The organism is Amycolatopsis sp. NBC_01488 (assembly GCF_036227105.1).
GTDB lineage: Bacteria > Actinomycetota > Actinomycetes > Mycobacteriales > Pseudonocardiaceae > Amycolatopsis.
In genome coordinates, this window is the sequence record NZ_CP109434.1 from 5,502,616 (window position 1) to 5,522,379 (window position 19,764).

Below are 19,764 nucleotides of genomic sequence, written 5' to 3' on the forward strand. Positions count from 1 at the left end.
TCACCGGGCCAACCTGCCGAGCAGCGCGGAAGCGACCGCGACTCCGGCGGCCGTCGCCGCGGCCAGCACGCCGAAGTCGAGGCCCAGGTGCGCGGGCGTCCCGATCAGCAGGCCGCGCAGCGCGTCGACCTGGTAGCTCAGCGGGTTGACGTGGCTGAGCACCTTCAGCCACGACGGCATCAGGTCCACCGGGTAGAGCGCGTTCGAGCCGAAGAACAGCGGCATCGTGATCGCCTGGCCGATGCCCATCAGCCGTTCCCGCGACAGCACGATCCCGGCGATCACGATGGACAGGCAGCAGAAGAACGCCGACCCGAGCACGAGCACGACGGCCATCGCCAGCAGCTTCAGCGGGTTCACGGTCAGCCCGACGCCGAGGATCGCGGCCAGGATCAGCACCATCAGGGCCTGCACGAGCGCGCGGACGCCGGCGGCGAACGCCTTGCCCGCGACGAGCGCGGCCCGCGGGGTCGGCGTCACCAGGAGCTTGGCGAGCACGCCTGCGTCGCGTTCCCAGATGATCTGGATGCCGTAGAAGATCGAGATGAACAACGCCGACTGCGCGAGGATGCCGGGGGCCAGGTAGTCGAGGTACGGCGTCGAGCCGGTCGGGATCGCCCGCAGCCGGGTGAACGTCTCCCCGAAGATCAGCAGCCACAGCGCGGGCTGGATCGCCCGGGTGAGCAGCTCGGTCTGGTCGCGCCGCAGCTTTTGCAGCTCCACCAGGCACATCGCGCCGACGCGGGCGGCGAGGATGCGCGCCTGGCGCAGCGGACCGGGGTCAGCCGAGACGGCGGGCGGTGCGGCGAGTGGCACGGACACTGCGGATCCCTCCTTCGTCGGTTTCGAGGCGGTCGCCGGTGACCGCGCGGAAGACGTCGTCCAATGTGGACCCCGGGCCGAGGTCGGTCTCGAGCTCGGCGGGCGTGCCCAGTGCCCGGATCCGGCCGGTGTGCATGAGCGCGACGCGGTCGCAGTACTGCTCGGCCTCGTCCATGTAGTGGGTGGTGACGAGCACGGTCATGCCGGTGTCGGCGCGGATCTGCGTGATCCGCTCCCACACGGCCGAGCGGGCGACCGGGTCGAGCCCGATCGTCGGCTCGTCGAGGATCAGCAGCCGTGGCGAGCTGACCAGCGCCTGGGCGAGCTCCAGCCGGCGGATCATGCCGCCGGAATAGCCCTTCGCGACGCGATCGGCGTCGTCGGTCAGCCCGACGAGGTCCAGGGCCCGCCGCACTTCGCCGTCGCGCCGCGCGCGGGGCACGTCGAAGAGGCGAGCGAACAACGCGACGTTCTCGCGGCCGGTCAGGGCGCCGTCGGCCGACAGCTGCTGCGGGACGTAACCGATGAGCCGGCGTACGGCCATCCGGCGGCGCGCGACGTCGACGCCGAAGACGGTGATGTGGTCCGGTGCCGTGGGCAGCAGCGTGGTGATCATCCGGAGCGTCGTCGTCTTGCCGGCACCGTTCGGGCCGAGCAGGCCGAACACCTCGCCGGGCGAGATCTCGAGGTCGACGCCGTCCACCGCCCGGGTCGTCCCGAACGAGTGACTCACGCCGGTGCACCGCACCGCGGGTTCGGTCATGGCTGCTCCTTCAGGATGCCCATGAGCTTTTCGAGTGCCGGCAACGCCTGTTCGATCGCCGCGGTGTCCTCTTCGGACAGTCCGGTGAGGGCGTCGGCGACGAGCCCGGTGCGGGCCCGGCGCAGGGCCGCCATCCGGTCGCGCGCGGCGGCGGTGATCTCCAGCCGGGCCGCGCGCCGGTCGGCGGGGTCGGCTTCGCGGCGCAGCAGGCCGGCGTCGACGAGCTGGTTCACCAGCGTGCTGACGGAGTTGGCGGCCAGGTGCAGTTCGCGCGCGGCCGCGGCGACGCCGATGCCCGGCTGGTCGGCGACCACGCGCAGGACCTCGACCTGCGCGCCGGGCAGCGGGAAGCCCGGCACGTCGGGCCCGTCGGCGCGCACGCGGCGGCGCACCACCCGGCGGATCCCCTGGACGGTGCCGAGCAGTCGTTCGGCGAGTTCGGTCATGCTTCCAAGGTAGCTCTGATTCAGACCTATTAGCAACGCTAAATGTCTGGTTGGCCGGGAAGATCCCGATCAGGGCAGTCGCGCGGCTTCGGCGAGTGCCAGGTCGAGCAGGCCGGGGAAGCGCGCGTCGAACTCCTCGCGGCGCAACGCGTTCAGCCGTTGCGTGCCGCTGTCCCACTGCTTCAGCAGGCCCGCCGCGCGGAGGATCTTGAAGTGCCGGGACGCCGCGGGCTTGCTGACCGGCGGCATGATCGCGCCGCACGACTGGCCGGGTGCGCGGGCGAGGGCGGCGACCATGGCCAGGCGGTGCGGGTCGCGCAGGGCTGCCAGCGCCTCGGGGAACGAGACGTCCTCGAGGGCCGGGTGCTCCAGGGGCGTCGCGGTGCGGCTGGCCATGGTCCGAGTATCCCTGGTTGCCGTGGCGCGGGCCGCTGTGCCAGGCTCGATGTTAGCCATTCGATTAACATGAGGAGGTCCGGTGCGCGTCTACCGTCCCGAGTCCGGCCGTCTGGTCCAGCGGGAAGAGCCGGTGCCCGAGCCACGGCGCGGCGAGGTGCTCGTCCGGGTGCGGGCGACGTCGCTGAACTACCGGGACCTGCTCATCCTCGACGGCGACCACTTCACGAACGGGCCCGGCAGCCTGATCCCGGTGTCCGACGCCGCGGGCGAGGTCGCCGCGGTGGGCGAGGGCGTCACGCGCTTCGCGGTCGGCGACCGGGTGATCAACGCCTTCCACGCGAACTGGATCGGCGGCCGGCTGCCCGCCGCGGAAACCCTGCGCGGCTACGGCAACGGCCAGGACGGCTGGCTCGCCGGCTACCGCGCCGTCTCGGAGAACGCGCTCGTCGCGCTCCCGGATCGGCTGACCTTCGAGCAGGGCGCGACGCTGCCGTGCGCCGCGGTGACGGCGTGGACCTCGCTCAACGGCGGCACGCCGCTGGGGCCGGCCGACGTCGTGCTCACCCTCGGCACCGGCGGGGTCTCGCTGTTCGCCCTGCAGCTGGCCAAGGCACACGGCGCGCGCGTGATCGCGACGACGTCGAGCCCGGAGAAGGCGGCGAAGCTGACCGCGCTCGGCGCGGACACCGTGATCGACTACCGGGCGACCCCCGAGTGGGGCAAGGCCGTGCTCGACGCCACCGGTGGCCACGGGGCCGACCGGATCGTCGAAGTCGGCGGGCCGGGCACGTTCGCGCAGTCGATCGTCGCGGCCGGGACGCACCACGCCGACATCGCGCTCGTCGGGTTCGTCGGCACCGGGGGAGCGCCGGTGGACTTCATGGACCTGTTCCGCAGCGGCGCGACCGTGCGGAAGATCTGGGTCGGCAGCCGCGACGACACCGAGGACCTCGTCCGGCGCCTGGCCGTGCGCCCGATCGAACCGGTCGTCGACAGCGTTCACCCGTTCGACGACGCCGGGGTGGCGTTCGAGCGGTTCCGGAGCCGGCAGAACCTGGGGAAGGTCGTGATTTCGGGGGCGTGAGGCGAGAGGGATACCGCTGATCGGCTGAACCTGACTCCGAGTGACCGTTCGGCGGCGAAGTGCCGCCGTTCGCCGCGTGACCGCGTGGTTCCGGTCCGGAACCGGCGGCCGCGGGCGCATGCTGTCCTCTCCGACCCCCGCGTCCCCGCGCCTGACGTCCATTGTGGACATTGCCAGTGCGCCCGGCCCGGCGGTCTTTCGCTACCGGAGACAGGACACATGACTCTGCTGGACAGCAAGCTCGTCCGGTGCTGGACGTCCCGCCCGCACCTGCAGTCCCTCTACACCCTCGCCGCGGCCGCCCCGCGGATGCGCGCCGCGCTCGGCCTCACCCCCACCGGTGGCGGCACGGTCGGCTTCCGGGTGGACGGAGACGCACTGGCCCGCACCGAGGCGGAGCTGATCGCCGCGACGTCGGCCCGGCTGCCGGTGCACCCGCTGGTCACGCAGGATCTCCACGGCCGCTCGACGGTCCGGTGCTGGCGCCGCAACCGCGACCTGCGCGTGCTGACCGCCGACCTGGTGGACGTCGCCGACCGGCTGGCCAGGGCGGGCTACGGCGGCTGCCTGCGGTCCGCGAGCGTCGAGTTCGCCGAGCTCGCCGGACGCCGCGACCGCAAGCTCGCGCTGGTGTACCTGTTCGACCGCGGCACGTTCCACACCGCGCCCGCCGCCGGGACCGCGCCGCTGGACCGCGCGCTGGAGCTGCGCGCCCGCGCCGCGCTGAACGGCGCGCTGCCGCTGGAACCGCACGCGCACCGCCGGTTCGTCGTCTGAGACTTCCGCGCCCACCGCTGGAGCCGGACGACGGCTCCCGGTGCCGGCATCGCCCATCAGGCGTACCGGGGCGTTGCAGCCCGCGCCCGCGTCGGTGACGATGAGAGACCGGCGTGCTTCCGCGCCGGGGAGGCCGGGGGAGAAGGAGGCCCGATGGCGGGTGTCCCCTGGACGTGCGCGCAGTGCGGTGCGGTCAACGACCCCGCGGCCGGGCGGTGCGGCACCTGCTCGAGCCTCGCGCCCGGCCGGGCCCGCGCGCGGGCGCTGTGGGTGCTGCTCACCCTGATGCTGGTCGCCGGCGTCGCCGTGGGCGGGGTCCTGCTGTTCAGCGCCCGCTCGAAGCCCTCGCCCGACGCGTCCGGGCCGTTCCCGTCGTACACGACGCCCGCCCTGCCGACGACCAAGACCGTGGTCACGACGGCCAACGCCCTCACGCCGCCGGTCACGCCGACGACGTCGGCCACGTCGACGTCGGCCACGCCGGCGGGGAAGCCGTGTCCGGGGGACGCGGCCCGGTACCTGCCGGGCGGCCAAGGGACGGCGCTGCTGGTCGCGCAGACGGCGAAGTCCCTGATCACCATCTGCCAGGTGCCCGACGGCCGGATCTTCTACGACGGCCAGGCCCGGGGGCAGGCGGCTTCGGACGAGACCCACATCGTGCTGCCCGCGCAGGCCGCGGGCGACGGTTTCGTCGCGAAGAACGGCGACTACACCTATCAGGTCAGTGCCGGCAGGCTGATCGTGTCGGCCGGGTCCGGCGTGCTCTCGGACGACGAGCTGACGACCGTCGGCTGAGCGCTTGCTCAGGATGTGGGAGCACCGCCGCCGGACCGGCGAGATCGAGCAGTCTGGAGGTATGGCTTCTCCGCTCGACAACCCGGCTTGGGCGTCGCTGACCGGCCCGCACGCGCGCTTCGCGGAACGACGTGGGCGCGTGCTGCGCTACCCCGAAGACGTCGCGCCGTTCCTGGCCCTGCCGGACGACCCCGGCGAGCAGGACTGGCGGGACGTCGCCGAGCTGGGCGGGCCGGGCGCGGTCGTCGTGCTCGCCGCCACCGCCGCGCGGCCGCCGTCCGGCTGGGAGATCCTCGACGCGCTGCCCGGCGTCCAGCTCGTCGACGAGGGCGTCGCGGCCGCGCCGGACCCGGAAGCCGTGCGGCTGGGGCTCGCGGACGTGCCGGAGATGCTCGACCTCGTCGAGCGGACGAAGCCCGGGCCGTTCCGGAAGCGGACCGTCGAGCTCGGCACGTACCTCGGGATCCGGCGGGGCGGCGCGCTGGTCGCGATGGCCGGGGAGCGGCTGCACCCGCCCGGCTACACCGAGATCAGCGCGGTGTGCACGGACCCGGCGTACCGCGGGCACGGTCTCGCGACGCGGCTCGTGCTCGCCGTGGCGGCGGGCATCCGCGAGCGCGGCGAGACGCCGATGATGCACGCGGCCGCGAGCAACACCTCCGCGATCCGCCTCTACCTTTCGCTCGGGTTCGTCCTGCGGCGGCGGCCGGACTTCGTCGCCGTCCGCGTGCCCGGCTAAGCGCCGGTCGAGGAACCCGGCCGCACGATCATCAGCACCGTGACCGCGGCCCACAGCAGGTTGAACACGCCCGTGACCATCGCGAGCCGGGCCAGTCTGTCCGAAGTGGACTCCTCGGCCAGCAGCCGCTGCTGCCGCGGCAGCACCAGAAGCGCGAGGACCGCGGCCGCGACGGCGGTCAGCCCGATCGACGTGAGCAGCCACGGGTCGCCCATGACGTGCATCGTGCCCGCGACGCCGAAGCCGAACACCGGCACGGCGATGGCGGCGTAGGCGTACACGCGGCAGATCCGGTGCAGCATCTTCGCGATCTTGAGATCGCCCTTCCGGACGGCCGCGGGGAACATGCTGGCCGCGACGGCGACCGGGCCGACGGCGAGCACCGCCGCCAGGACGTGGACCGAGAGCAGGAATTTCGACACGCCGCGAAGTTACCGATCTTCGCGCCCGGCCGGCAGTGGCTGGAATGCCAGGAACCGCCGACATCCGGCCAACCTCGGCCGGATGTCGAATCCGGCGGCCGCCCTTCGACGAACCAGTAGCGGAAGGGGATCGCGATGACCACCACGACGTGCACCACCACCCGGGTTCGCAGCCTGCCGGTCCTGCTCGCCACCGAAGACGACGCCGAGGACACCGGCCTGCTGGCGCCGGACGACCGCCTGACCTGCCACGTGCACGGCCGGTGGATCCACCAGTGCGTCGCCTCGCCGGCGCACGTCAGCCCGGTCACCCGGCACCGCTGGTGCCGCGGCTGCCGGACCGAGCTGCGCGTCGCCGTCGACGAGCTGTCCCTGGCCGTCTCGATGACCTGCCCGCGCTGCGGCCGCGGCGGCAGCGCCGCCACCACCCGGCTGACCGCGGCCTGCCGCGCGAGCCTGGCCGCCGAACGCCACGCCCGGCGCGCGGCCTAGCGCCCAGGCCCGCGTAGACATCCGGCCGGCGCCGCCGCAGCCACCCGGCGAGCCCGAGCCCGCCGGCCACCGCGACGGCCGGCAGCGATGGCAGCAGCGCGATCGCGGGGCGCGTCGGAGCCCGGCCTTGTGCCGCAGCGCAGAGCCGTTGACGCCGCGCGCGAACTCGTCGCGCGGGCCGGCCCGGATCATCGCCGCCTAGAGCCTGTTTCAATGTCGTAGCCACTCGTTGATCGCCGCGATGTGCACGGTCGCCTCGTAGCGAACCGCGAGTTTGTCGAACCGTGTGGCGACGCCTCGGTTGCGTTTGAGCCGGTTGATGCCGCACTCGACCGCGTGCCGTTGCTTGTAGATCTCTGGGTCGAATGCTGGTGGCCGCCCACCGGCCCGGCCGCGGTTGCGGCGATGCCGGACTTGATCAGAGGGCTGGGGAATCGTGCACGCGATCCCGCGCCGCCGCAGATAGGCCCGGTTGGCGCGGGAACTGTAGGCCTTGTCCGCCAGGACACGATCCGGCCGGGTCCGGGCTCGCCCACCACCAACCCGGGCGACCCGGACCCTGGCCAGCACCGCCTCGAACTGCGGTGAATCACCACGTTGACCGGCGGTCACCAGCAACGACAGTGGTTTCTGGCCTTGCTCGGTGGCCAGATGCAGCTTGGTCGTCCAGCCTCCCCGCGACCGGCCCAGCGCGTGGTCGGCCGGTTCGGGCTCGCCGATACCGCCTGGCGGTTCTTTCTGCAGGTCGCCCTCGATGCGGGCGCCTGCGGCATGCTGGTGCGCCCGGTTGATCGTGGAATCCACGCTCACCTCCCAGGTGATCAACCCGGCGGCGTCGGCCCGAGTCTGCAACGCCGCCAAGATCAACGCCCACACACCAGCGCGCTGCCAGCGCCGGAACAAGCCATAGACGGTTTGCCAGCAGCCATACACAGGTGGGACGTCACGCCACGGCGAACCGACACGAACCCGCCAGCGGATACCGTCCAAAAGCTGGCGTTTACTCCACAGTGGCGGGCGGCCGGGCTTCTTGCCGACAGGCAGCAGCGGTTCCAGAATCGCCCACTGCGCGTCGGTCAGATCGGCTCGCCCCGTCGCCGCTAGGCTGGGCACGAGGTCTCCGGTGTACTTGATCAGCTTGGTCGTTGATCGGTCTACCGGAGACCTCGTCTATCTCACCCAAGACACGCCACACCCCACAACGCCGACCACAAGCTCCGCTGGTCAGCACATCAAAACAGGCTCTAGCTCGGTACCCACATCGTCACGCGGGTGCCGCGGCCCGGCTGCGAGTCCACCGTGCCGTGGCCGCCCACCTCGGCCAGGCGGGCGACGATCGACTGGGTGATGCCGAAGCCCGGGGGCCGCTCGCGGACGTCGAAGCCCTGGCCCTGGTCGCGGGCCACCACCGCGATCCCGCCGTCGCGCTCCTCCACGCGCAGCACGACCTGCTTCGTCCCGGAGTGCTTCACCGTGTTGCGCAACGCTTCCCGCACCGCCTCGCACATCGCCGTGCGGCGGTCCTGGGACAGCTGGTCGTCGTCGGCGAAGTCCGCGGCGACGAGCTGGGTGCGCAGGCCGTCGCGGGCCATCTCGGTCGCGACGTCGGCGAGCTCGACCGCGAAGCCGCGCGCCGTGCCGTTCGGGATCGGCTCGGTGATCTGGCGGCGGATCTCGGCGGCCTCCGCCTTGGCGACCGATCGCACCTCCGCGAGCCGGCTCACGGCGTGCGCGTCGTCGCCCGGCGCCGAGATGGCGAGCGCTTCCAGCGTCTGCAGCACGCTGTCGTGCATGATGCGCCGCGTGCGGCGGCGCTCGGCCTCGCGCCCGCGCCGGATGCCGATGTCGACCGCGAACCGGGTGCCGGCGCCCAGCAGGATGAGGATGCCCGCGGCGATCACGATCGCCACCGCCAGCGCGATCATGCAGCCGATCGACCGCGTCACGGCGAGCTGGTTGCCCAGCGGCAGGCCACCGGCCAGCGTGAGGAGTGCCCGGAGCGGGGCGGCCGCCACCAGCAGCCACAGCGCCGAGGGCAGCCCGGACGTGCCCGCCCACATGGCCACCGCGCCGACCAGCCAGGTCCACGACACGTCGACCGCGAACGGCTGCACCGGCGCCGGGGCCGTCGCGGCGACGGCGAAGTTGAGCGCGACCCCGACGACCAGGTCCACGGCCAGTGCCCGGCCGGACACGCGCGCCCGCAGGCCGCCCGAGCGCAGCACCCAGGCCAGCGCCGCGGTGTTGGCCGCGACCGCGAACACCGAGGCGGCCAGCACCGGCCCGAGCCCGAGCCGGCCGTTGGCCGCGGCGAACCCGATGAACACCTTGACGAACGCCGCGATCCGGTAGGCCAGCGGCACGACGACCCAGTAGCGCGCGGCACGGGCGAGCGTCGCGTCCCCGACGGCGGCGAGGTCGCCGTTGTCGTCGGGGAGCTCGGCCGGTTCCGCGGGTGTGCCGCTGCGCAACAGCGTGCGAACGAGCGCGCGCGGCGGCGCGACGGAGCCCGCCTCGGGCATCGGTGGTCCCCATTTCATCCGGCCGTCCGGGCGGTCTGAGCCTGGCAGCGCGGCGGGGGCGTCGTCAACCGCTCGCGGGGTGGGTCCGAGCAGGGGTTCAGTACGTGTGGAACAGCGTGTCCTCGCCCGCGTACTCCTCCCAGCCGGGCGACCCGGTGGCGGCGAAGCGGTACCAGGCGCCGTTCAGGTCGCCGGCCAGCTCGCGCGGCGGGTGCTCGCCCAGCAGGCCCCGCGGTCCGGACGCCGGCCCCAGCGCGTCGAACACGAAGGGCAGTTCGAGTCCGTGGCACGCGCCCAGGGCGCCATCGAGCAGCGGCGAACCCCACTCGAACTCGTACCGGAAGGTCCGGCCGGCGTGGTCTTCCGCGAGGTCGCGCACGCCGTCGCGGAAGACCAGGTCGGTCAGGGCCGCGACGAGGACCTCGCCCGCCGAGCGGTCCGAGCCGAGGCCGTACCGGTGGAGCACACCGGCCGGGTCGGGGTGCGACACCGCCAGCGACGCCACGGCCTGGTCGTCGGTGACCGCGTCGAGCGCGCCGGTGGGCACCAGGTAGAGCCGCATTTCCTCGCTGCAGCTGCCGACGACCAGGTCGACGTCGCGGCCGGCGCCCGCGCGGATCGCCTTGGCCGGGTGCTGCGGCAGGACGTCGTCGCCGACCACTGGGAGGAACGGGCTGAGCCCGTAGCCGCGGTCGTAGCCGAGCGCGTCGCGCAGGTCGGGGGCACCGCCGGGCCGCAGGACGGCGTCCTGCGCGTCGAGCAGCTGCTCGGTCGAGCACTTCCGGAACGCCTCGGCGGTCGGCTCGGCCTTCAGCTCGTCGGCGATCACCCGGGCCAGGCGACGTGCCTGGACGCCGTCGCGCACCATGTCCGGGTGTCCACTCTGGACGATCGCCCGGTGGAAGAGTCCTTGCGAGAGCGGGGAAGCGAGGAGGCAGGCGACACTCACCGCGCCGGAGGCCGCGCCGAAGAAGGTGACGTTGGCGGGGTCGCCGCCGAAGCCGGCGATGTTCTCCTGGACCCATCGCAGGGCCGCGAGCTGGTCACGCAGCCCGAGGTTCGTCGTGCCGCCGTCCAGCGGCAGGAAGCCGTCGACCCCGAGGCGGTATTGGACGGTCACCAGCACCGCGCCCGCGTGGGAGAAGGACGTGCCGTCGTAGACCGGCGCGGACCCGGTGCCGCCGAGGAACGCGCCGCCGTGCACGAACACCAGCACGGGCAGGGCGGCCGCGCCGAGCTGCGGGGTCCAGACGTCGACCGTCAGGTACTCCGGGCCCGGCCGCCAGCCGCTGCCGGAGAGGGGCGAGAGGTCGAGCCCGGGCACGTCGTGGCGGCGCTGCGGCGCGGTCGGCCCCGGTCTGCTCGTGTCGCGGACGTCCTCCCACGGCGGAGCCGGGACGGGCTCGGCGAAGCGCAGGTCGCCCTCCGGAGCGGCGGCGTACGGGATGCCGCGGAACAGCGCGAAGCCGGCGGCGGTGACCTGACCGCGGACCGCGCCGGACGTGGTGGGGACGACGGGGTCGGTCATGCCGGGGGGTCCCTTCGAGGAAGATCGGGCGAGCGCCCGTCAGCCTAGGACCGAGGACGGGCCGCCGTCATCGGCGACCGCCGCGGGATGGTCGCGGATGGATCACGGCACCGGGCCCGTTGCGCCACATGGCCGAACGCCGGGGCGGGACACGTGCGTGCCCCGCCCCGGCCGTCAGCCTTCGAGCAGATCTTCGATGGTGATCGGGATGTGCCGGACCCGGATGCCGGTGGCGTTGTGCACGGCGTTGGCGACCGCCGCCGCCATGCCGACCGTGCCGATCTCGCCCAGCCCGCGCGCGCCGACCGCGTTGTGCAGCGTGTCCGGGTACTCGACGAACTGGACGTCGACCTCGGGGATGTCGGCGTTCACCGGGAGCAGGTAGCTCGCGAAGTCGCCGTTGGCGAGCCGGCCGTTCGCCTCGATCTCCAGGCCCTCGTGCAGCGCGGCCGAGACGCCCCAGATCATGCCGCCCATGAGCTGGCTGCGGGCCGCCTTGTCGTTGATGATCCGGCCCGCGTCGAACACGCCGAGCATCCGCGACACGCGGGCTTCGCGCGTCCACTTGTGCACCCGGACCTCGCAGAACTGGGCACCCCACGAGCTGAACGAGTGCTTGGTCAGCTCTTCACCGGGTGCCGACGAGCCGGTCACCTCGAGCGTTTCGCGGCCCAGCGTCCGCAGCAGCTCGCCGAAGGTCATGGTCTTGCCGTCGGCGAAGACGCGGCCGTCGGCGTAGGTGACTTCGGCGCCTTCGAACGGCGCACCCGGGTCGGCGGCCAGGGCCACCAGCTCGTCGATCGCCTTGGTCGCGGCGATCATGATGGCCGTGCCCGCGCTCGCCGTCGCCGTCGAGCCGCCCGAGAGGCCGCCCGGCGGGAGCGACGAGTCGCCGAGCCGCGGGGTGATCCGGTCCGCGGGGATGTCCAGTGATTCGGCGCCGATCAGGGACAGCACGGTCAGCAGGCCGGTGCCGGGGTCCGCGCCGCTCGTCGCGACGTCGGCGGTGTCGTCCGCCCGCAGCGTGATGCCGACCGTGGCCGGGAACCGCAGCGCGGGGAACATCGCGGTGGCCGCGCCCATCCCGACGAGCCAGTCGCCGTCGGTGTGCCCGCCCGCCCGGCGATGCTGCCAGCCGAAGCGGGCCGCGCCGACGCGGAAGCACTCGTCGAGGTGCTTGCTCGCCCACTGCAGGTCCTTGCCCGGCGGGGCGATCGAGTTGTTCTTGATCCGCAGCTCGACCGGATCCATGCCGAGCGCTTCGGCGAGCTCGTCGATCGCGCTCTCCAGCGCGAAGGAGCCGGGTGCCTCGCCGGGGGCGCGCATGAACGTCGTCGGCGGGATGTTCAGCGGCACGATCTTCTGGCTGATGGCGAGGTTCTTCGTGGCGTACCACTCGCGCGAGGTGCCGTGGGACGTCGGTTCGACGAACGAGCGCGCGGTGTCCGTGCTGCACCAGGAGTCGTGGCTCAGGGCGATCAGGCCGCCGTCGGAGTCCGCGCCGAGCTTGATGGTCTGGACCGTCGCGGCCCGGCCCGCGGTCGCGGTGAAGACCTGCTCGCGGGTCAGCGCGGCCTTCACCGGCCGGCCGAGGTCGCGGGCCGCCGCCGCGGCGAGGAACGCCGGCGCCGACGTGCGGCCCTTGCCGCCGAACGCGCCGCCCACGAAGGGGTTGACGGCGTGCACGGCCTCGACCGGCACTTCGAGGGCCTGCGCCAGCTCCATCGCCTGCAGGTTCGACCCCTGGTTTCCACTGTGGACGGTCACCTCGCCGCCGTCCCAGACGGCGACCGCGGAGTGCGGTTCCATCGCGGCGTGGTTCTGGGTCGCGGTCGTGTAGGTCGCCTCGACGACCACCGGGCTCGCGGCGAAGGCGTCCTCGATGGATTCGACGCCGTCCTCGAGGACTTCGAGGGAGGGCGGAGCGCCGTCACGGGCCGGCGGCGCGTCCTCGGCCGTGGCCAGGCCGGCGGCCAGCGACGTCTGGGCCGGCAGCTCGCGGTAGGCGACCTGGACGAGGTAGGCGGCGTCCCGCGCCTGCTCGAACGTCTCCGCGACGACGAAGCCGATCGGCTGGCCGTAGTAGGTGACTTCCTTGTCCTGCAACGGAACCCACGTCTCGCCGAACATCGAGTTCGGCGTCCGCAGCGGTAGCGGGTCGAACGGCGAGTACACGCCGACGACGCCGGGGGCTTCCCGCGCGGCGGAGAAGTCGATGGCTTCGAGTTCGCCGTGGGCGATCGTGCTGAGCAGGACGTAGCCGTAGACCATGCCGGGGAAGGTGTGGTCGGCGCCGTACTTGGCGCCGCCGGTGACCTTCAGCGGCGCGTCGAGCCGGGTGATCATCGGGAGCTCCCCTCGGTCAGTTCGAGCAGCGCGCGGACGATCGTCCGCTTCAGCAGGGGCACCTTGAAGCCGTTCTCCGACAACGGTTCGGCGCCGTCGGCCGCCACCTCCGCGGCGGCTTCGAACGAGGCCTCGGTCGCCGGGGCGCCCCGCAGTGCGTCCTCGACGGCGGGCAGGTGCCACGGCACCGTGCCGACGCCGCCGGCCGCAACCCGCGCGTCGGCGATGACTCCGTCGCGCACGTCCAGCGCGACGGCGGCGGAGCACAGCGCGAACTCGTAGGACTGCCGGTCACGTACCTTGACGTAGGTGGAGTTCGCCGCCCAGTCGAGCCGCGGGACGAGCACCTCGGTGATCAGCTCGCCGGGGCGCAGGTCGTTCTCCAGCGCCGGGGTGTCGCCGGGCAGCTGGTAGAAGTCGCGCAGGGCGACTTCGCGGGTGCCTTCGGCGTCGGCCAGCTTCAAGCGGGCGTCGAGCGCGACCAGGGCGACGGCGACGTCGCTGGCGTGCGTGGCCGCGCACGAGTCGCTGGCGCCGAGGATCGCGTGCATCCGGTTGGCGCCTTCGAGCGCCGGGCAGCCGCTGCCGGGCTCGCGCTTGTTGCACGGCGTGGCGACGTCGCGGAAGTACGTGCAGCGCGTGCGCTGCAGCAGGTTCCCGCCGATGCTGGCCATGTTCCGGAGCTGCTGGGACGCGCTCAGCAGCAGGGCGCGCGAGATCGCCGGGTACACCTGCGGGTGCGCGGCGATGGCGCTCATCCGCTCCAGCGCGCCGAAGCGCAGGCCGTCGCTGGTGTCGATGCCGCGCAGCGGGACCTGGTTGATGTCCAGGACGTGCTGCGGCGTGAGGACGTCGAGCTTCATGAGATCGACGAGGGTGGTGCCGCCGGCGAGGAAGGTGCCGGACGTGGCGAGGGCGTCTTCGACCGTGGTGGGGGCGGTCAGCTCAAAGGGACGCATCGGCCCGCCTCGCCTGGTCGACGGCCTTGACGATGTTCGGGTAGGCCGCGCACCGGCAGAGGTTGCCGGACATGAACTCCCGCACGTCTTCGACGTCCTGCTCGACGGCCGCGACCGCCGACATGATCTGCCCGGCGGTGCAGAACCCGCACTGCAGGGCGTCCTGGTCCACGAAGGCCTGCTGCACCGGGTGCAGCTTGTCCTCAGTGGACAGTCCTTCGACGGTGGTCACCGGCTGCCGCACGGTGGCGGCCAGGGTGAGGCACGACAGCACGGGCCGGCCCCCGACGTGCACGGTGCAGGCGCCGCACTGCCCGCGGTCGCAGCCCTTCTTCGGGCCGGTGACGTCGAGGCGCTCGCGCAGCGCGTCCAGGAGCGTGACGCCGGGATCGACGTCCAGGTGTTCGGTACTGCCGTTGACTTCGAGTGAGATGTCCACTGGTCTCTTTCCGCAGCTCGTCCGGTGGGTGCCTGACGGTGGTGGTGGCGGCGAACGGGGAGCGGATACTCATCCGCTTCACCCGGTCGCGAGGCTAGCGGATTACAATCCGGTTCGCAACGAACCCGGCACGCTGGAGCAGCTCCAGGTCTGGGTTAGATTCGGCGGACGCAACCTCGGCAGACGGGAGGGACGATGACGACGGGATCGGTCAGCCCCCGGCGCGCGGACACCCGGCGCAACCACGAGCGCATCCTCGTCGTGGCCGCGGAGTCGCTCGCGAAGACCGGCGAAGTTTCCTTCAACGCGATCGCGAAGCAGGCCGAAGTCGGCGTCGGCACGGTGTACCGGCACTTCCCGACGCCGGAGGCGCTGATCCTGGCGGTGTACGAGCGCGAGGTGCGGCACATCGTCGACATCGTGCCGGTGCTGCTGGAGGAGCACGCCCCGGACGAGGCGTTCCGGGTGTGGGTGACCGGCCACCTGGCGCACTACATGATGACCAAGAAGGGGCTGGCCGACGCCCTGCGCCGCGCGACGGCGTCCCGCGGCGAGCTGCCGGCGAGCGCGTACGAGGCGATGGTCGGCGCGGTGTCGACTTTGCTCGAGGCCAACGAAGCGGCCGGGACCGTGCGGCCGGACCTCGACCCGCTGGTGGTGCTGCGCGGCCTGGCCGGACTGCTCCTGCTCGACCCGAACGGCGACTGGCGCGGCGACGCGGCGGCCCTCGCCCACCTGCTCTGGCACGGGATGGCGCCCTAGCCGTCTTCCGTCAGCCGGACGGTCACGGTGACCCGGCCCTGGGCGTCGCGGTGCGCTGTCGCGTGGCCGGTGCGCTGGTGGTCGTCGAGTTCGAGCGACAGCGGGGCGCCGTCGCCGGTGAAGTTGCGCCACCACGACTTCGCGTCCGGCAGCCGGACGCCGATCGTGACGACGTCACCCGCGCGCCGGTAGCCGACCGGGGTGCTGAACGTGCGTCCCGACCGGCGTCCCGTGTACGTGACCACCGTGAGGTGCCGGCGGACGAGCGAGCCCCAGCGCGGGGATGTCCGGAGCGAGCCGACGCAGGTGTTGAACCGGCCGACCGCGCTCTTCGGAAGCGGACCTCGATAACCCATGGCGGCCACGGTACCAAAAACCGGAGGTGGGTGTTCCGGTTAGCTGGACGTGGGGAAGGTGAAGGCCGCGGCCGAAGCGCTCGTGTGCGGCCAGCGCGTCGTCACCACCTTCGCGCGGGTGTAGAACCGGACGCCCTCGGGGCCGTGGACCGGGCTGTCGCCGATGAGGGAGTCCTTCCAGCCGCCGAAGGAGTAGTACGACATCGGGACCGGGATCGGCACGTTGACGCCGATCATGCCGACCTTGACCTCGCGCTGGAACTTGCGCGCCGCCTCGCCGCTGCCGGTGAAGATCGCGGTGCCGTTGCCGTAGGGGTTGGCGTTGATGATCGCGATCGCCTCGTCCACGGTCTCCGCGCGGACGACCGCCAGCACCGGGCCGAAGATCTCCTCGCGGTAAGCATCCATCTCGGTGGTGACGTGGTCCAGCAGGGACGGCCCGACGAAGAAGCCTTCCTCGTGTCCCTCGACCTTCAGGCCGCGACCGTCGACCACCACGGACGCGCCCTGCCCGGCACCACTGGCGACGGCGCTCTCCACGCGCCGGCGGGCGGCCTCGGTGACGACCGGGCCCATGTCGCTGGCCGGGTCGCTGCCGGGACCGACCTTCACCTCGCGCGCCTTGCGTTCGAGGATCTCGACCAGCCGGTCGCCGGCCGCCCCGACGGCCACGCCGACCGAGATCGCCATGCAGCGCTGCCCGGCCGAGCCGAACGCGGCGGCGGTCAGGTGGTTCGCCGCGTACTCCAGGTCGGCGTCGGGCAGCACGATCGCGTGGTTCTTCGCGCCGCCGAGGGCCTGGACGCGCTTGCCGGCCGCGGTCCCGCGCTCGTGCACGTACTTGGCGATCGGGGTCGAGCCGACGAACGACACCGCCGCGATGTCCGGGTGGTCCAGGATCGCGTCGACCGCGGTCTTGTCGCCGTGCACGACGTTGAACACGCCCTCCGGCAAGCCGGCCTCGGCGTAGAGCCGCGCGACGAAGTTCGACGCCGACGGGTCGCGCTCGCTCGGCTTGAGGACGAACGTGTTGCCGGTGGCGATCGCGACCGGGTGCATCCACAGCGGGACCATGATCGGGAAGTTGAACGGGGTGATCCCGGCGACCACCCCGAGCGGCTGCCGGAAGTCGTGCACGTCGACGTCGTGGGAGACCTGGTCGGAGAAGCTGCCCTTGAGGGCGTCGGCGATGCCGCAGGCGTACTCGACGACCTCGCGGCCGCGCACGATCTCGCCCCGGGCGTCGTCGACGACCTTGCCGTGCTCGGCGGAGATGAGCCGGGCCAGCTCGTCCTCGTGCCTCACCAGCAGCTCGCGGAAGGCGAACATCACCTTGGTCCGCTGGGAGAGCGAGGCGTTGCCCCACGACTCGAAGGCCTTGCCCGCGGCCGCGACCGCGGTGTCCACATCGGACTTCTCGGCGAGCAGGACGTCCGCTTGCCGCTTCCCGGTGGCGGGGTCGTAGACCGGCGCCGTGCGGGTCGAGCCCGCGGACGTGGCGGTGCCGTTGATCCAGTGTTCGATGGTGTTCACGGTGCTCCTACAGGTAGTGGAGTTTCACAGCAGCCCCACCGCGGTGTCGACGGCCTTGGCGACGTCCCCGTCGTGCGGGTAGAGCAGCGAACGCCCGACGACCAGGCCCTGCACGGTCGGCAGCGACAACGCCCGCTGCCAGGCCGCGAAGGCCGCGTCCGGGTCCTTGACTTCGCCGCCGAGCAGGACCGCCGGCAGCGTCGAGGACGCGAGCACGCGCTCCATGTCGTCCACCACGGGCAGCTTGAGCCAGGTGTGGGCCGACGACCGGCCGAGCCCGGCGGCGATCGTGATGGACTTGACGACGGCGTCGGGGGAGAGGTCGTTCTTGATCCGCCCGTCGGCCCGGACCGACAGGAACGGCTCGACCATCGCGATCAGCTTCCGGTCGGCCAGCTCGTTGACCGCCTTCGCGGTGTTCTCCAGGACGGCCGGCGTCGCCGGGTCGTCGAGGCAGATCCGGGTGAGCGTCTTGCCGCCGTCGAACCGCATCCGCTCGATGGCTTCGGCGTCGTAGCAGGCGAACCGGTCGTCGATCTCGAAGCTCGACCCGGCCAGCCCGGTGCGGTTCATCGACCCGATCACGGTCTTGCCGTCGAGCACGCCGAGCAGCAGCAGGTCGTCGACGATGTCCACGGTCGCGAGCACGCCGGTGACACCGGGGCGCTCCAGCGCGAGGCACAGCCGGTCCAGCAGCTCGCCCCGGTCGGCCATTGCCGAGGGGTTGCCGCCGACCGCGTTCGCGCCGCGGGCGGGGTGGTCCGCAGCGATGATCATCGTGCGGCCCTTGTCGTTGAACGGCGACTTGGCCCGCACCCGGTTCGCGGCCGCCTCGGCGATCGCTTCCGGGTCGTGCACCCGCTTGGCGACGATCCGCCGCACCACGTCGGTCACTGAACCTCTCCCCGCTTTCGCAGTACCTGGTCTTCGGTGTCCGAGCACGCCAGTTCGCCGCGGGCGGGACCTCGTCCGGAACCGACAGTGCCAGTACGGTGTGTCTTTGTCAAGACATATGGACATGCGGTCATCCCTACCGGAGTCCCGATGGCGGTAGGCTTCCGATGATGAGCACGCCGCCGCCGTCGTCCCGCGTGGACGTCACGTACCCGGCCTGGGACCCCGGCCGGGAGATCGTGCTGGATCCCGGCAGCCCCGAGCCGTTGTACTTCCAGGTCTCCCAGCAACTGCAGCACGCGATCGAGGACGGCAGGCTGCCGGCGGGCGCCCGGCTGGGCAACGAGGTCGACCTGGCGGCGAACCTGCGGCTGTCCCGGCCGACCATCCGCCAGGCGATCCAGACGCTGGTCAACCAGGGCCTGCTGGTGCGACGGCGCGGCGTCGGCACCCAGGTCGTCCGGACCAAGGTGGCGCGGCCGCTGCGGCTGAGCAGCCTGTTCGACGATCTCGCCGGGCTCGGCGGCAAACCGGAGTCGGTGGTGCTGGCCAACAGCGTCGAGGAGGCCGACGCCAAGGTGGCCGAGCTGCTGGAGGCCCCGAACCTGACGCACGTGCGGCGCCTGACGCGCATCCGCTCGACCGACGGCGAGCCGCTCGCCCTGATGAACAACTACCTGCCCGACGGCGTCATCGACCCGACGGACGCGGAACTGCGCGAGAAGGGCCTCTACCAGCTGCTGCGCTCGGCGGGGATCCGCCTGCACGCGGCGGAGCAGAACATCGGCGCCCGCCTGGCGACGGAGGAGGACGCGGAGCTGCTGGACGAGAAGCGGGGAGCGGCCCTGTTGACCATGCAGCGCACGACGTACGACGACACCGGCCGCGTGGTCGAGTACGGCTGGCACGTCTACCGCGCGTCCCGCTACGCGTTCAACCTCTCGCTGACCAACGGCCCTCGGTAGTCATCGGTTCCGTTCCGGCCGGTTCGCGCGCCTTTTCGGATTCCGTGCGCTCGAAATCCTCGACCCGGGCACAATGGCTGCAGCCGGATGCGGAGAATACCGCGAGCGAATATCGCCGACGGCTGATGGTGCTGCCCTGGACGTACTATCGGCCCCGGCGATCCTGCCGCTTTGCCGGTCGAGGGGAAAGGTGAAGAAACGATGAACTGGACGTGGCCGAAATGGCGCGCGGTGCTCTTGGATCTGCTGGAGCGGGCCGGGTGGTCGGCCGGCCAGGTGTTCTTCGCGACCCTTCTCGCGGGCGGTAGCACGGTCGCGGGATTGCCGTGGTCCTACGCCGCGACCCTGGGCCTCGGCGCGGCCGTGGTGTCCGTCGCCGGGACGGTCCTGCAGTACCTCGGCCGGAAGACGGATCTGGCTTTCTGGCCGGATCTCGGCCTGCGCCTCGCCAAGACTTTCCTCGGGTCGCTGTTCGGCTCGTTCGTCGCCGCGGAAGCGTTCGACATCATGACGTTCGACTGGGCGACGGCCTTGGACGTGGCGTTCCTCGCGACGCTGACCGCGCTCGGAAAGGGCTTGCTCGCCCGTGGGCCGGTTTCGTCGGCGCCGGACGTCCGGACGAGCCCCTCCACCCTTCCCGTCGACAGGTACGAGGAGGCCGTCGCTCGGCCGCGTTGAGCGCTGGTCAGCCGATCCGGTAGCGGTGCCCGACCTGCCCGGC

22 protein-coding genes are annotated in these 19,764 nt (G+C 72.4%); 8 read left to right on the forward strand and 14 right to left on the reverse strand.

Going from position 1 to position 19,764, the window contains the following annotated elements; genetic code table 11:
* The 4 genes from OG738_RS26315 to OG738_RS26330 form a co-directional block, all read right to left on the reverse strand.
* Positions 1 to 822 carry an ABC transporter permease gene (locus tag OG738_RS26315; protein WP_329044854.1) on the reverse strand — a complete coding sequence of 274 codons (822 nt, stop codon included), beginning with the start codon at positions 820 to 822 and terminating at the stop codon, positions 1 to 3.
* Positions 782 to 1,585, reverse strand: coding sequence for an ABC transporter ATP-binding protein (locus OG738_RS26320; protein WP_329044856.1), 804 nt, complete (start codon positions 1,583 to 1,585; stop codon positions 782 to 784). Before OG738_RS26320 ends, OG738_RS26315 begins: the two co-directional genes overlap by 41 nt.
* Positions 1,582 to 2,031 (reverse strand): MarR family winged helix-turn-helix transcriptional regulator, encoded by a 450-nt coding sequence (locus OG738_RS26325; protein WP_329044858.1) that lies wholly within the window; start codon positions 2,029 to 2,031, stop codon positions 1,582 to 1,584. Before OG738_RS26325 ends, OG738_RS26320 begins: the two co-directional genes overlap by 4 nt.
* Before the next feature lie 69 nt (positions 2,032 to 2,100).
* The gene (locus tag OG738_RS26330) at positions 2,101 to 2,427 is read right to left on the reverse strand and encodes an ArsR/SmtB family transcription factor (protein WP_329044860.1); all 327 of its coding nucleotides are present in this window, start codon (positions 2,425 to 2,427) and stop codon (positions 2,101 to 2,103) included.
* A gap of 82 nt (positions 2,428 to 2,509) precedes the next feature.
* On the opposite strand from OG738_RS26330, the gene OG738_RS26335 reads away from it, so the two are divergent.
* The 4 genes from OG738_RS26335 (at position 2,510) to OG738_RS26350 (ending at position 5,825) form a co-directional block, all read left to right on the forward strand.
* On the forward strand, positions 2,510 to 3,514 hold the full coding sequence (locus OG738_RS26335) for a zinc-dependent alcohol dehydrogenase family protein (protein WP_329044861.1): 1,005 nt from the start codon (positions 2,510 to 2,512) through the stop codon (positions 3,512 to 3,514).
* Between the two features lie 219 nt (positions 3,515 to 3,733).
* Positions 3,734 to 4,291 (forward strand): PspA-associated protein PspAB, encoded by a 558-nt coding sequence (gene pspAB / locus OG738_RS26340; protein ID WP_329044862.1) that lies wholly within the window; start codon positions 3,734 to 3,736, stop codon positions 4,289 to 4,291.
* A gap of 153 nt (positions 4,292 to 4,444) precedes the next feature.
* Positions 4,445 to 5,086 carry a hypothetical protein gene (locus OG738_RS26345; protein WP_329044863.1) on the forward strand — a complete coding sequence of 214 codons (642 nt, stop codon included), beginning with the start codon at positions 4,445 to 4,447 and terminating at the stop codon, positions 5,084 to 5,086.
* A gap of 61 nt (positions 5,087 to 5,147) precedes the next feature.
* Positions 5,148 to 5,825 carry a GNAT family N-acetyltransferase gene (locus tag OG738_RS26350; protein ID WP_329044864.1) on the forward strand — a complete coding sequence of 226 codons (678 nt, stop codon included), beginning with the start codon at positions 5,148 to 5,150 and terminating at the stop codon, positions 5,823 to 5,825.
* On the opposite strand, the gene OG738_RS26355 is transcribed toward OG738_RS26350, so the two are convergent.
* The gene (locus OG738_RS26355) at positions 5,822 to 6,247 is read right to left on the reverse strand and encodes a DUF2269 family protein (RefSeq protein WP_329044865.1); all 426 of its coding nucleotides are present in this window, start codon (positions 6,245 to 6,247) and stop codon (positions 5,822 to 5,824) included. The genes OG738_RS26350 and OG738_RS26355 overlap by 4 nt on opposite strands.
* A gap of 135 nt (positions 6,248 to 6,382) precedes the next feature.
* On the opposite strand from OG738_RS26355, the gene OG738_RS26360 reads away from it, so the two are divergent.
* Positions 6,383 to 6,739: a hypothetical protein gene (locus OG738_RS26360; RefSeq protein WP_329044867.1), complete on the forward strand. Its 357-nt coding sequence runs from the start codon at positions 6,383 to 6,385 to the stop codon at positions 6,737 to 6,739.
* Between the two features lie 210 nt (positions 6,740 to 6,949).
* Here the strand turns inward: OG738_RS26360 and OG738_RS26365 are convergent, their stop codons facing one another.
* The 6 genes from OG738_RS26365 to OG738_RS26390 all read right to left on the reverse strand — a co-directional run bounded on the left by OG738_RS26365 (position 6,950) and on the right by OG738_RS26390 (position 14,533).
* A complete protein-coding gene (locus tag OG738_RS26365) occupies positions 6,950 to 7,852 on the reverse strand; it encodes an IS5 family transposase (protein WP_329044868.1) in 903 nt (300 codons plus the stop codon).
* A gap of 131 nt (positions 7,853 to 7,983) precedes the next feature.
* Positions 7,984 to 9,261 (reverse strand): sensor histidine kinase, encoded by a 1,278-nt coding sequence (locus OG738_RS26370; RefSeq protein WP_329044870.1) that lies wholly within the window; start codon positions 9,259 to 9,261, stop codon positions 7,984 to 7,986.
* 97 nt (positions 9,262 to 9,358) lie between these two features.
* Positions 9,359 to 10,789 (reverse strand): carboxylesterase/lipase family protein, encoded by a 1,431-nt coding sequence (locus OG738_RS26375; RefSeq protein ID WP_329044872.1) that lies wholly within the window; start codon positions 10,787 to 10,789, stop codon positions 9,359 to 9,361.
* Positions 10,790 to 10,963: 174 nt separating this feature from the next.
* A complete protein-coding gene (locus OG738_RS26380) occupies positions 10,964 to 13,135 on the reverse strand; it encodes a xanthine dehydrogenase family protein molybdopterin-binding subunit (RefSeq protein ID WP_329044874.1) in 2,172 nt (723 codons plus the stop codon).
* Positions 13,132 to 14,094: an FAD binding domain-containing protein gene (locus OG738_RS26385; RefSeq protein WP_329044876.1), complete on the reverse strand. Its 963-nt coding sequence runs from the start codon at positions 14,092 to 14,094 to the stop codon at positions 13,132 to 13,134. The genes OG738_RS26380 and OG738_RS26385 overlap by 4 nt, the downstream gene beginning before the upstream one ends.
* Complete coding sequence (locus OG738_RS26390; RefSeq protein ID WP_329044877.1) at positions 14,081 to 14,533, reverse strand: (2Fe-2S)-binding protein; 453 nt, start codon at positions 14,531 to 14,533, stop codon at positions 14,081 to 14,083. The genes OG738_RS26385 and OG738_RS26390 overlap by 14 nt, the downstream gene beginning before the upstream one ends.
* Before the next feature lie 195 nt (positions 14,534 to 14,728).
* Between OG738_RS26390 and OG738_RS26395 the strand changes: the two genes are divergently transcribed.
* Positions 14,729 to 15,295, forward strand: coding sequence for a TetR/AcrR family transcriptional regulator (locus tag OG738_RS26395; RefSeq protein WP_329044878.1), 567 nt, complete (start codon positions 14,729 to 14,731; stop codon positions 15,293 to 15,295).
* Here OG738_RS26395 and OG738_RS26400 read toward each other — a convergent pair.
* Genes OG738_RS26400 through OG738_RS26410 form a run of 3 tightly spaced genes read right to left on the reverse strand, consistent with a single transcriptional unit; the run spans position 15,292 to position 18,078 of the window.
* Positions 15,292 to 15,651 (reverse strand): hypothetical protein, encoded by a 360-nt coding sequence (locus OG738_RS26400; protein WP_329044879.1) that lies wholly within the window; start codon positions 15,649 to 15,651, stop codon positions 15,292 to 15,294. The two genes, OG738_RS26395 and OG738_RS26400, sit on opposite strands and share 4 nt — an antisense overlap.
* A gap of 39 nt (positions 15,652 to 15,690) precedes the next feature.
* Positions 15,691 to 17,184 carry a CoA-acylating methylmalonate-semialdehyde dehydrogenase gene (locus OG738_RS26405; protein ID WP_329044880.1) on the reverse strand — a complete coding sequence of 498 codons (1,494 nt, stop codon included), beginning with the start codon at positions 17,182 to 17,184 and terminating at the stop codon, positions 15,691 to 15,693.
* Between the two features lie 24 nt (positions 17,185 to 17,208).
* Complete coding sequence (locus OG738_RS26410) at positions 17,209 to 18,078, reverse strand: Cgl0159 family (beta/alpha)8-fold protein (RefSeq protein ID WP_329044881.1); 870 nt, start codon at positions 18,076 to 18,078, stop codon at positions 17,209 to 17,211.
* 170 nt (positions 18,079 to 18,248) lie between these two features.
* Between OG738_RS26410 and OG738_RS26415 the strand changes: the two genes are divergently transcribed.
* Positions 18,249 to 19,043, forward strand: a complete 795-nt coding sequence (locus OG738_RS26415; RefSeq protein WP_329044882.1) for a GntR family transcriptional regulator — start codon at positions 18,249 to 18,251, stop codon at positions 19,041 to 19,043.
* 201 nt (positions 19,044 to 19,244) lie between these two features.
* Complete coding sequence (locus OG738_RS26420; RefSeq protein ID WP_329044883.1) at positions 19,245 to 19,721, forward strand: hypothetical protein; 477 nt, start codon at positions 19,245 to 19,247, stop codon at positions 19,719 to 19,721.
* Positions 19,722 to 19,764 lie beyond the last annotated feature (43 nt).